Annotated in this window: 9 protein-coding genes and 1 CRISPR repeat array (1 of these 10 running past the window's edge); all 9 genes read left to right on the plus strand. The window is 41.9% G+C overall.

Annotation, left to right across the window (positions count from 1 at the left end; all coding sequences use genetic code 11):
- Positions 1–198: 198 nt before the first annotated feature.
- The 9 genes from ACK1U4_RS03940 to cas6f all read left to right on the plus strand — a co-directional run bounded on the left by ACK1U4_RS03940 (position 199) and on the right by cas6f (position 11,478).
- On the plus strand, positions 199–954 hold the full coding sequence (locus tag ACK1U4_RS03940; protein ID WP_419400408.1) for a TSUP family transporter: 756 nt from the start codon (positions 199–201) through the stop codon (positions 952–954).
- Positions 955–1,021: 67 nt separating this feature from the next.
- Complete coding sequence (locus tag ACK1U4_RS03945) at positions 1,022–1,597, plus strand: DUF4126 domain-containing protein (RefSeq protein ID WP_419400407.1); 576 nt, start codon at positions 1,022–1,024, stop codon at positions 1,595–1,597.
- Positions 1,598–1,719: 122 nt separating this feature from the next.
- Positions 1,720–2,739: a type I-F CRISPR-associated endonuclease Cas1f gene (gene cas1f, locus ACK1U4_RS03950; RefSeq protein WP_419400406.1), complete on the plus strand. Its 1,020-nt coding sequence runs from the start codon at positions 1,720–1,722 to the stop codon at positions 2,737–2,739.
- Between the two features lie 4 nt (positions 2,740–2,743).
- Entirely contained in the window at positions 2,744–6,139 is a 3,396-nt protein-coding gene (gene cas3f / locus ACK1U4_RS03955) for a type I-F CRISPR-associated helicase Cas3f (protein WP_419400405.1), read from the plus strand.
- A gap of 229 nt (positions 6,140–6,368) precedes the next feature.
- Complete coding sequence (locus ACK1U4_RS03960) at positions 6,369–7,532, plus strand: hypothetical protein (protein ID WP_419421660.1); 1,164 nt, start codon at positions 6,369–6,371, stop codon at positions 7,530–7,532.
- Positions 7,529–8,884 (plus strand): type I-F CRISPR-associated protein Csy1, encoded by a 1,356-nt coding sequence (csy1, locus tag ACK1U4_RS03965; protein ID WP_419400403.1) that lies wholly within the window; start codon positions 7,529–7,531, stop codon positions 8,882–8,884. The genes ACK1U4_RS03960 and csy1 overlap by 4 nt, the downstream gene beginning before the upstream one ends.
- Entirely contained in the window at positions 8,881–9,828 is a 948-nt protein-coding gene (gene csy2, locus ACK1U4_RS03970) for a type I-F CRISPR-associated protein Csy2 (RefSeq protein ID WP_419400402.1), read from the plus strand. The genes csy1 and csy2 overlap by 4 nt, the downstream gene beginning before the upstream one ends.
- 12 nt (positions 9,829–9,840) lie before the next feature.
- Positions 9,841–10,869 (plus strand): type I-F CRISPR-associated protein Csy3, encoded by a 1,029-nt coding sequence (csy3, locus tag ACK1U4_RS03975; protein WP_419400401.1) that lies wholly within the window; start codon positions 9,841–9,843, stop codon positions 10,867–10,869.
- Positions 10,870–10,878: 9 nt separating this feature from the next.
- A complete protein-coding gene (gene cas6f, locus ACK1U4_RS03980; RefSeq protein WP_419400400.1) occupies positions 10,879–11,478 on the plus strand; it encodes a type I-F CRISPR-associated endoribonuclease Cas6/Csy4 in 600 nt (199 codons plus the stop codon).
- Between the two features lie 190 nt (positions 11,479–11,668).
- Positions 11,669–12,854: a CRISPR direct-repeat array (repeat unit 28 nt; unit sequence ATTCACCACCGCATAGGTGGCTTAGAAA) (it continues 4,848 nt past the right edge of the window).

The raw sequence follows: 12,854 nt of genomic DNA on the forward strand, positions 1-12,854 counted from the left end.
GGCGACTTGACGATATTGATAAACTGTTCTTCTATTTTATGTGGATTTGTAGTAGTTTTTGATTTCTTTTACTATATATTGAACAAAGTAGTTCGTGGTGAGCTTGTCGAACTATAACGACCGCTACCCTTCGACAGGCTCAGGGCAAGCGTGTTTATTATGATTTCGGACTCCCTATATATTGAGCTGGATTGAGGCATGATAGAGTTAACTTGGCAAACGTTACTATTACTATTTTTTGTGGCAGGGGTAGCAGGGTTTGTGGATGCAATCGCAGGTGGCGGTGGGTTGTTGACGATTCCTGCAATGTTGATGGCGAATATTCCGCCATTATTTACCTTAGGGACGAATAAGCTACAAGCGACAGCGGGGTCTTTTTCAGCATCACTGACTATGATAAAAAAGGGCTTGATTCACCCAAAGCAGATTTGGCAAGCTGTGGTTGCGTGTTTTGTTGGTGCGATGTTGGGAGCGATTGCGGTGCAGTTGTCACCGCCTGATTTATTAACCAAAGCCATTCCATTTTTGATTGCGATGATTGGTATCTATTATTTGTTTGCTCCCAAAGCAGGAGAGGTGAGCCGTGAACCACGCTTGAGTGAGTCTAAATGGCGGTATGGTGTTGTCCCTGCGATTGGGTTTTATGATGGTTATTTAGGGCCTGGGACAGGGATGTTTTTTGGTTTAGGTGGTGTGGCATTAAAGGGCTATGACCTAATTACTGCTACGGCTAATGCTAAGGTATTGAATTTTACCAGTAATATTGCTTCCTTGGTATTTTTTATATTGGGTGGTAAGGTGCTGTGGTCGGTGGGGATTGCCATGATGGTGGGTCAAGCGATTGGGGCAAGTCTTGGGGCAAATGTGGCGGTCAAAGGTGGGGTGAAGTTTATCCGCCCATTGATTGTGGTGATGTGTTTTGCGATGTTAATTAAATATGTGTTTTTTTCTTAACAATTTGGTTTTGTTGATGGATTAGGCTTTATAATAAATTGATAATCAACACTTTGAGGGCATAACCATGTCAATGGAATTAATTTTTAGCATTTGTTTAGGCATTGGCTTGGCGGCGAGTTCTGGCTTTCGGGTGTTTGTACCATTGTTTGCGTTAAGTTGTGCTTCGTATTTTGGCATTATTCCCTTAACTGATACATGGGCTTGGGCAGGTTCGATGACTGCGTTGGTGATTTTGGGCGTGGCGAGTATTGTTGAGTCGGTGAGCTATCTTGTACCGTATGTGGATAATTTACTCGACACGATTGCAGTGCCTTTGGCAGGGATTGCAGGTACGCTAGTGATGGCTTCAACTTTGACCGATTTAAGCCCTGCGATGACTTGGGCTTTAGCGATTGTGGCTGGCGGTGGTGTGGCAGGAACGATTGCAGGTACGACTGCGACTACTCGAGTGGCTTCTACCGCAACGACTGGCGGTGTGGCAAATCCTGCGATTGCGGTGGCAGAAACAGGTACGGCGATTGGATTGTCGGCATTATCAATTTTTGCACCGATTTTGGCGATGGTAGCAACGGTTGTGGGGTTGATTGGGGTGATTTGGGTGGTGGTGAAAATTAAAAGTCGTCTAAAAAATCAGTCATAATTTTACTAAACAATATTTAGACGTTTTAAACGTCATATTGTGTCGCTTTTTATATTTTTATTCTTGCATTTATCCACATCATTTGGCAAACTGGGAATAAATCAACTTATGTTATTCCTACTATGCTAAACACCAATTCCTACAACGATAATAGCTTCGCCTCATCCGACCTTAAAACCATTCTGCATTCCAAACGTGCCAATATCTACTATCTACAATACTGTAGGATAATGCAAAAAGATGGTCGTGTCCTCTATCTCACAGAAAGTGAGAAAGAAAACCTCTACTACAACATTCCGATTGCCAATACCACTTGTATTTTACTGGGTACAGGGACATCCATCACCCAAGCCGCCATGCGAATGCTCGCCCAAGCAGGGGTATTGGTCGGCTTTTGTGGTGGTGGCGGTACACCCCTGTTCATGGGAACAGAACAAGAAATCGCTGTGGAATGGTTCACGCCACAGTCTGAATACCGCCCAACAGAGTATATCCAAGGCTGGCTGTCATGGTGGTGGGATGATGCCAAACGCTTGACGATGGCAAAAAAATTACAACTGGCTCGCATTGATTTTTTGGAGAGTGTGTGGAAAAAGGACAAGGAGTTTAAGGCGGTCGGCTTTGATAGTCAGTCACCTATTATTGCCAATCTACTCAAAAATTATCGTGAACAAATCCCCAAACAAATCGAGGTCATGCACTTGCTACAACTTGAGGCTCGTATGACCAAAGAACTGTATAAAATCGCCTCGATAAATACCAATAATTCTGGCTTTAGCCGTGAACATGAGGGCATTGATAAAGCAAATAGCTTCTTAAATCATGGCAATTATTTGGCTTATGGACTTGGGGCGACGACCGCTTGGGTGCTTGGTATTCCACATGGATTTGCGGTGATGCACGGTAAAACACGGCGAGGGGCGCTGGTGTTTGATATTGCGGATATCGTGAAAGATGCGATTGTGTTGCCATTGGCGTTTATATGTGCCAGTGAAAATACGACAGAGCAGGAATTTCGTCAGGACTGCCTAAATTATTTTACGACTTATCATGTCCTTGATGTGATGTTTGAAGTGGTGAAAGACATGGCTACTTTTAATGATTGGGGGAAAGATTGGGTTAAGGGCGAAGACAAGGAGTAAGGCGATGTTAGTCACCTTCATTTCACAATGTGAAAAAAAGGCGTTAAACCGTACTCGCCGAATCCTAGATGCGTTTGCCAATCGGATTGGCGATAATGTGTGGCAAACGGCGATTACCGAAGATGGGTTAGATACGGTCAAAAAGTTGCTAAAAGCGTCTGCGACCAAATCAACCGCTGTCAGTTGTCATCGTGTGCGTACTCGGCAACGCACGGAATTGGTGTGGGTGGTGGGTAAAAGGGATAAGTTTAATGAGCAAGGACTGGTGGCGGTGAATCGTACCAAACGCAATATTTTACATAGCGAATGGGAAAATAATTGGCATTTTTTGCAGGGTTTGCAACTCATGGCGACCTTGGCAGGGTTACTGCATGATATTGGCAAGTCAAGCGATGGTTTTCAGTACAAACTTCATCATCGCACCCCTATGGGCGACCCCTATCGGCATGAATGGGTGTCGTTGCAGTTATTGGGCTATCTGCTTACCGACTGTAAAACGGATAAAGCGGTATTTGAACGCTTGCAACATTTGTCGGAATATTTGACCGAAAACCCTTTAGAAAGTTATCTTTTTGATGATAAAAAAATCCAAAAATCCCACATTAATCATTTACCCCCATTAAGCCAATGGTTAGCGTGGCTAGTAGTTACGCATCATCGTTTGCCACCTTTAGACAAATATTACTTTGAAATCTATACAAAACACCCTGAAAAAACGCCTAAAGATTTTTTCACCCTAAATCTAAAAGTTTATTATTCTGAATTAAACGCTTATCAACAATGGGTTAAAAATGCACGTTCATTGGAAGAGATGGATAAAGCCAAACAAGCGACCTTTTGGCAATTTGAAAATTGCGTGGTTTATAGCCCAACATGGCAAAAACAAGTCAAACGCTATGCCAAAAAAGTCACGGAAAATATGTATTTGATGGGGTTATCGGAGTCCGCTCAAAAAACGGCGATTACCGACCCATTTTTATTGCATTTGTCTCGCCTAAGTCTGATGGTGGGCGACCATAATTATTCCAGTCTAAAAAGTGACAGCAAACAAAAAGTACAAGGCGATAAAGATTGGAGAGAAAAACTGATTGCCAATACTGACCGCACCACAGGCAAGACCAATCAAGCCTTGGATGAGCATTTATTGGGTGTGGGGCAGTTTACTGCCCAGTTTTGCCGAGCCTTGCCAATTTTGCATGAACAATTACCCAAGCTCATCGACCATAATCCATTGATAAAAAACACCGCTCATCCCAATTTTGCTTGGCAAAACAAAGCCTTTAAATTGGCATTGTCACAGCATGAAAATAGCGAAACCCACGGATTTTTTGGGGTGAATATGGCATCGACAGGAGGCGTTAAAACCATTGGGAATGCTCGCATTATGTATGCCCTTGCCAATCCGAAAAAAGGAGCAAGACTGACCATTGCGTTAGGTCTGCGTGTGCTGACCTTGCAAACTGGCAAAAGCTTTCGTGACAATCTCTCTTTGACTGATAAAGATTTGACAATTTTGGTCGGTGGACAAGCCCAAAAACAGCTATTTGAAATGAGTGAGCAGGAAAAAGCTGACACTAATAACTTGGCAAACTATGGCTCAGAGTCCGCAGAAAATTTGGTTGATGAGTTGGTTGATGGCGATATTGATGATAATTTGGCAATCTTTGATGAGCTAAAACTCGGCACGGTTATCGCTGATGAAACTGCCAAAAAGCTGATTTTTGCCCCTATTGTGACCTGTACCATTGACCATTTGATGGGTGCTTGTGAAAGCAAACGTGGCGGTAAATATATTGCCCCCATGCTAAGGCTGTTTAGTAGTGATTTGATTTTTGATGAGCCTGATGACTTTGACCAAAGTGACTTACCTGCATTATCACGTTTGGTGCATTTGGCAGGAGTGTTTGGCTCACGAGTGCTATTGTCTTCGGCAACGTTACCGCCCGATATGTTGGCAGGGCTGTATCAAGCGTATTTGGCAGGTAGAAGCATTTATAACGCTCAGTTTGGCTTATCTACGCCCAATGTGGTGTGTGCGTGGTTTGATGAAAATGATTGTATTGCTAAACCAATCAGCCAAGCCGATGACTATATGGCAGAACATGATAAATTTGTCAGTAAACGGGTGAAATTTTTGGCAAGTTTACCTGTTAGGCGTTTTGGCGAAATTATGCCGATAAATGCCAATTATCACCATGAAAAACAGGCTCAGTTTTATGGGGAAATTGCCAAGCGATTTTTTGAGCAAGCCGTACAACTTCACGAGCGTCATCATCTTACCAATGAGCAAGGGCAATCGGTGAGTATCGGCTTAATTCGCCTTGCCAATATCGCCCCACTCATGCAAATCGTGCAAGCCATGCACCAAGCCGATAGCACACAAGGCTTGCAGGATTATCAATTTTATGTTGCTTGCTATCACTCACAGCAAGTGCTTGCGTTACGCAGTCGCCTTGAGCAAAGACTGGATAGCTTGCTAAAACGTGATAGCGACAACCCCACGGCAATTTTGCAACAGGCGGATATCAGCAAAGCTATTAGGCAACATTCGGATAAAACACAACATATTTTTATCGTGCTTGCTACCCCAGTCGCAGAAGTGGGGCGTGACCATGATTATGATTGGGCGATTGTCGAGCCAAGCTCCATGCGGTCAATTATTCAGCTTGCAGGGCGAGTGTGGCGACATCGTGCGGATAAAGTGGCAGATACCCCCAATATCGCTATCATGCAATATAACATCAAGGCATTAAAAAAGCCCAATCATGCGGTGGGCGATGCCATATTCACCCACCCTGGTTTTGAAAGTGAGAAATTTTTACTAACAACCCATGATACCAGCGAACTGATTGCACCAACAGTTTTGCAAAAAATTGATGCCGTGCCACGCATTAGCAAATCTAGCGACCCACTGTCAAATACGTCATTGGCAGATTTGGAGCAAGCAGTCATGGCGGATTTGATGAATAATACCAAGCCCAATGTGGTCAATAGCTATTGGCAAAATTCACAAACCTCTAACCGTAGTCATGTGTTGCTTAGTTGTCTGACCCCATTTCGGGCAGGTGAAAAGCAATTGGACTATGTCATTCGCCCCCACTATGACGACCCACAGCAATTAGAGGTTTATCTTGCTGATGATGTGAAAGAAAAGGGCTTTCGTGAGGCAGGTATGCAAAATGCCATGATAACGCCCAGGCAGATTGATACGTCAAATCCACAGGTTACGCCTTGGCTGACATCATGCCTTGGTGATGAGTTGGCAGTTTTGCAAAGCTATTATCCGCAGTATTCACGCAATACCTTGGTGTTGTGGTTTTGTGGGATGACCTTGCCCGAACGCAAGCAAAGTACGACTTGGTACTTTGACGAGCGATTCGGGTGTTGGCAAAAAGACTAAATCACCTATGCGGTGAGGAAAAAGATAAACTTATTTGTTTATCATAGTTTGCTAAGTCATCTATGTGATGAAAACTGCATTATAAATGATGTAGTGAAAATCAAGAAATTATTTTTTTTATTTATTTATAATAGTGGTTGTATTAAAACTAATTTGATGCTTTAATGTGGATATCACGATAAATCATGAGGCATATATGTATAGTTTAAATATTCAAACTGACAATTCGATGATTAAAGAACTATGTGAGCAATATTGGTTGTTAGATGGTAATCACAAGTTTGTTTATAAAATTGGTGAACTTGCTGATAACTTTCAAATGAAAGCTTATGAAATATCAAAAGTGGTTAAGGAGCATAGTGTTTTGCAATCTACTAATATTTTGTGTAGAACTTGTCAAACACCCTTTCTATTTCATACAAGAACGGATTTACAGCAAAAAAATATTCATGATTGGCAATGTACTGAGTGCAGACAAGTAGAACAAGAATCCGAACGCCAACAGCAATTTAAGTTAGAGCAACAAATAAGTCAAGAAAAGATAGCTATGCTTGATGAAAACTACGAGCAAGCGATACAACACCCTTTTGATGTAGAAAAGCTATCCATTAAAGAGATGATTTATCTGTTAGCACTGCTGAGATTTTCTGCTGATGAAAACTTGCAATTTATTCATTCAATTGATGAAATTCAAAGTGCTGTTAAACACTTATCAATAAAACCAAAGGGTATAGTCACTTACCTATATAAGCATAATATCATTGTGATTTCACCAGCATCAGATTTGAAAAATATCATCGTTGAGGGCGATAACTTTAAATACTATCCTTTAAAGGTAGAGTGGTTACTTACCAACCATCAAATCATGCCAATGTGGGATACAATAAGTTGTCTTGAAAAACGTCTAAAGGATAAAGGGTTTATCAAAGAAAATTTAGAAAACTTAATAGAAATGTCCTTAGAAATCGCTTTACAAGAATGTATATCTTATTTGGAATATCAAGTTGATGTATATAATTTACACTTTCAGGTTGGCGATAAGACAGTAAGGATTTTAAAGGATGAACTTACACGCCATCCTGTTTCACAGGTATATTCTTTTATATTAAAAGCCGTCAAAAATGCAATCTTGTATTACTCTAAAGGACTAGTTTCCAAAAAACAGGCAGCTAATATTATCCCTAATAATATACAAAAGGCAGCTGAGGATGATAGAGCGAATGGTTGGCATACTAGATATAATCGTATCAAAGATATTCCACAATCAATCTTGAGTAAGACTTTATATGATTCTGTATTACAACAAGATGATGGTGGGTTTCATTATACTTATCATGAATGTGTGAGTAATTTTCTAACGAAATCAAATGTTGAAATGGAAGAAATCGTATGATAGACAATATTACCCCTGACCAAATCCGCCAAACCATAGACGATTTTTTGGCATTTCAATTTCAAAAAAAAGGCGAAAAGGAACTCAAAGCCCTTGATAAAGCCACGGAACAAGGCGATAGCCAAGCCATCAGCGATTTACAGGCACAACTTGCCCCACTCAAAGAGAAATATCAAAAAGCTAACTGGCTTGCCGATGCCGTGCGTATGGCAGGACAGCTCAAGTTTGGCACACATATCTCCAAGGGCATTCACCCCGATGCCAAAGGCGATAACATCCGCTTTGACCCTGTGCATGATGTGCCGTTTGTCGGTTCGCACAGCTTGAAAAGTAGTTTACTTGATGCCAATGGCAATGCGGCAGCGTTACCGTTGGCAGGTTTTTTTGATTGGTGGGTGGATGAAACGAATGGCATCAAAATGCGAGATGTGATTTTGGCAAATCATCCTGCTTTGAGAGGTGCGTTTGCCGATGATGAAACCTTATCGGAAAGCTACAGCCAAGCGTTTTTTGACAGTTTAAGCAGTCAAATCAGCACAGGTAACACCCACGAACGCAATAAACAACTGCTTTGGGCTGTGGCAAATGACGATTATCACACCATTATTCCATTACAACCATCCGTATTAACCCATGAGTTTTTTCAAAAAATCAATGGGTTACGCTATTCTGATGCTAATAAACAAGCTCGTGATAACCGTGCCAAAAAGACCGCTGAACAATTTCCCTATATCAGTATCAAAGACTTGGCAACGGTACAACTGGGCGGTACAAAACCACAGAACGTGTCGCAATTGGTGAGCAAACAAAGCGGTCGCCATTATCTTTTACCATCAATCCCCCCTACTTTTGCAGGAGCGAAAGATTTAAGCATTGCAAAATCTTCCCACAGTTTATTTGATGTACGCTCACTCAATTTCTTGCTCAAAGACTCGCTCGACAGTTTATTTGACAATATCAACATCAAGCATAACACCGTGCATATCCGTGACGGTCGCAAAGCGATTATCGACTTTATTTTATATAAAATCATTCAAATTGCGATAAGTATTCAAACAACACGCCCAGCAGGTTGGTCAAAAGATTATGCGTTAAACATGGCTCAAAAATATTGGCTTGACCCCAAGCGTGGTGAATTAGACGGTGAAGAAAATTTTCAAACTGAACGTGATAAAGGTGACTGGAAAAAGGACTTAGAACGTCAATTTGCCGACTGGTTGCAAAGCGTATTAAGACAAAAATTTAAAGCCATCGCCCAAGATTTTTCGGATGCTGAATACCGTGAGTGGACACGAGAAATGCAAGATGCCATCAAACAAAGCGAACGTGTAGGACAAGGAGCATTCCGATGAGTTATATATATCCAGAACGCATATTAATCGGCTATTTGCTATTAGAAAATATGACGGTTATCAATGCCAATGCCATTTCTAGCCCATTGACCTATGGCTTTCCTGCTGTGACTGGCTTTACTGGGGCAGTTCATGCCCTTAGCCGTAAAGTTGGGGCGATTGAGGGGCTTGATGAATTTGCTTTAGACGGGGTGCTGATTGCTTGTCAAGATTGCCAAGTACAAGCGTATCGTGAAAGCCCTTTTAAAGATTTTACCTTTATCCAAACTCGCAATCCGATTTTAAAATCGGGCAAAACCGCTTCGATTGTCGAAGAAGGGCGTTGTCATCTAAAGGTATCGCTATTGATTGGGGTGTATCGTGAAAGCCGTTTTGGTTTGGACGAAGCGGTCATTTCACAACTGTGTGATACCGTCAAACAACTGGCACAGCAACAACGTTGGGCTGGCGGTAGTGTCACTCGCTTACGTCAAGTCAGCTTTATCAAAACCGATGATTTAGACAGCTCAAAAACCAAACTTTATCCTGCGTTTGTACTAATGGACGCTTATCAAGATTTATTGGACATTACCGATGAATTAACAACCGCCAATCCCAAGGCAACCCTGCTGGATGCCTTGATTGAAACCGCCACTTTGCACCATATTCCAAATACTAATAATAGCGAAACGCATTGGCAAAACACATCTGTCAAATCGGGGCGTGGTTGGCTTGTGCCGATGCCGATTGGCTTTCAAGGGATTTCACCGATATTTGCCAAAGGTGAGATGGCAAATAGCCGTAACCCAGAATACCCCAGTCAATATGTCGAAAGTCTATACAGTCTAGGAAAATGGCAATTTCCCAATAGTATCAACGATTTATCCAAAGCCTTATGGTATCAGCGTTATGATGCCGAACAATCTTTATACCTAGTCACTCAACAATCTCAAATTGCCGATTAAAGGAGAATTATCATGGCAAAAACTGCTCTAAAAACCGCTTCTGTCCTTGCTTTTGAACGTAATCTTGATATTTCTGATGCGTTTTTTTGGCAAATGGATAGCCAAAACACCGATAAACAAACCGCTAATGAAAAAACGATTGTCACCGTACAAGAAAAATCGGTGCGTGGCACAATCAGTAACCGCCTAAAAAATGCCATTATCAACGACCCTGCCAAACTCGATGCCGAAACCGAAAAAGCCAACTTACAACGTGTCGATGCCAGTAGCCTTGACGAAGATAGAGATACTTTGGTGGTGAATTTTAGCTGTAAAGTCTTGCCATTTGACGGTAAGCCAAACGTCTGTAATGACCAAGATTATCAAAAGAAACTGTTGGAAGTCGTAAAAGGTTATAAAGCCACTCATGGCATGAGCGAACTTGCCAAGCGGTATGCGGTGAATATCGCCAATGCTCGCTTTTTATGGCGTAACCGTGTTGGGGCGGAATCGGTAAGCGTAACGGTAAAACATGGTCAAAACAGTGTGACTTTTAACAATGCTCGTGAGTTGTCATTGCGTGATTTTAACCAAAACAGTGCCGAATTGACACAGCTTGCTAAGTGGATTGAGGCAGGGTTAAATGGTGATGAGTTTGTGATTTTATATGTCGAAAGCAAAGCTATCGTTGGCTATGGACAAGAAGTCTATCCGTCACAAGAATTGATTTTGGATACAGGTAGTAAAAAAAGCAAAGTGCTATACCGTGTTGGCGATGTCAGCAAAAACCACGCAGGGATGCACTCACAAAAAGTCAGCAATGCCATTCGTACCATTGACGACTGGTATCCTGATGCCGAGTTTCCGATTGCGGTTGAACCGTATGGGGCAGTCACCACGCTTGGTACAGCATTTCGCCAACCCAAGCAAAAGCAAGATTTTTACAGCTTGTTTGACGGTTGGGTGTTAAAAGACGAAGTGCCAACGCCAGAGCAACAACATTATGTCATGGCGGTGCTGATTCGTGGCGGTGTGTTTGGTGAAAGTGGCAAAGAATCATAAGGAGGCATGATGAAATTCTATCAAGAACTGACCATTATCCCCGAGCCTGAAATTCCGCCTTATGTCATGTGGTCAAAGATTTTTACCCAGTTGCATATTGCCTTTGCGGATGTCAAAAATAACCACGGTATTGACACGATTGGGGTAAGTTTCCCCAATTATCAATTTACCGAAAAACAGGGCAAAACCTTTGCCACGTTGGGCTATAAATTGCGGATTTTCGCCCCAACTGAGCAAGAACTTCAAACGCTGAATTTGGATAAATGGCTAGAGCGTCTGACTGATTATGTGCACATCAAACGCATTCAAGCCGTGCCAAAACCGCATGGGTTTGTGGTGGTAAAACGTTACCGCTATAAAGATTTTGACAAAAAAGTCGCTGAATTCGCGGAATTTAAAGGCATTAGCCAAGAGGACGCATTAACCCACTGCCGTGAGCATAAACGCCCGATTAAGCATTATCCTTTTATCAGCTTAAAGAGCGAAACCAACCAATCGGATTATAAGCTGTCGATTGTACAGGAAAGTGCCAATAGCGAAAAAGTGGGCAGTTTTAACACCTATGGCATTAATAATCAGTCAAAGGATGTCACTGTTCCGCATTGGTAATTGTGTTTTATCAAAAGTTTTTAACCAAAGCCTTTTTAACCAAAAATAGGGGTGAATAACCCTTATTTTTCACTCTATAAAAACTTGCATAAATATCAATAAGTTATAGTAAGACTAAAAATGGAGGGTAAAAAAGGGTTTTTTACTCTCTAGCCCTTGCTATAACTGATTTTTTTAGGATAAAATTCCTATTCACCACCGCATAGGTGGCTTAGAAAACGTAAACGGCGACCATACTGATTTTAGTGATATTCACCACCGCATAGGTGGCTTAGAAAAAAGAGGGAGGTTTTGAAGACTTTTTTATGCTATTCACCACCGCATAGGTGGCTTAGAAATAAAGCCAAGCGTAAATCACTTGGCTGGCTACATTCACCACCGCATAGGTGGCTTAGAAATATGAAAACACTCAAGCTACGCATACGAGATAATTCACCACCGCATAGGTGGCTTAGAAAGTCCACAATTGGCACAACATAGGCGACCAGATATTCACCACCGCATAGGTGGCTTAGAAAATGAAGATGAAGCAAATTCACGCAAAACCTTTATTCACCACCGCATAGGTGGCTTAGAAAGTAAGAAAGAATATCCGTCCATCAAAGGGCAGATTCACCACCGCATAGGTGGCTTAGAAACAACAACCCTAAAGCCAAGCGTAAATCACTTGGATTCACCACCGCATAGGTGGCTTAGAAATTGTTTTGTTGTTCGGCTAAATCAGCCTTGTAATTCACCACCGCATAGGTGGCTTAGAAATGAAACGGTTAGCCAACCTGTGATTGAGCAAAATTCACCACCGCATAGGTGGCTTAGAAAAACCCAATTCAACCAATTTTTACAAAAGCACAATTCACCACCGCATAGGTGGCTTAGAAATGTAAATTTAATATCTTGAGTAATCATGCGTTATTCACCACCGCATAGGTGGCTTAGAAAAATGGCTGTGCCTGTTATCATAAGGGCGTTTTATTCACCACCGCATAGGTGGCTTAGAAATAATCCGAAGCCACCGACAGGCACGGATGGCTATTCACCACCGCATAGGTGGCTTAGAAATGCTTGAAACAATCTATCGCTTGCCATTTCGGATTCACCACCGCATAGGTGGCTTAGAAATTTTAAAAGTAGTTGAAAAACCCTGTTGCTTGATTCACCACCGCATAGGTGGCTTAGAAAACACGAGCAACAGCCGAATTTTGAAATGCCGAATTCACCACCGCATAGGTGGCTTAGAAAATTTGGGAATATATCCATAAGGGTATCAACTCATTCACCACCGCATAGGTGGCTTAGAAATGGCAAGTCTTATATTACAGATGAGGAGCTTGATTCACCACCGCATAGGTGGCTTAGAAATCACAAATTAAAAATAG

Source organism: Moraxella sp. TY6, from assembly GCF_048551375.1.
GTDB lineage: Bacteria > Pseudomonadota > Gammaproteobacteria > Pseudomonadales > Moraxellaceae > Faucicola.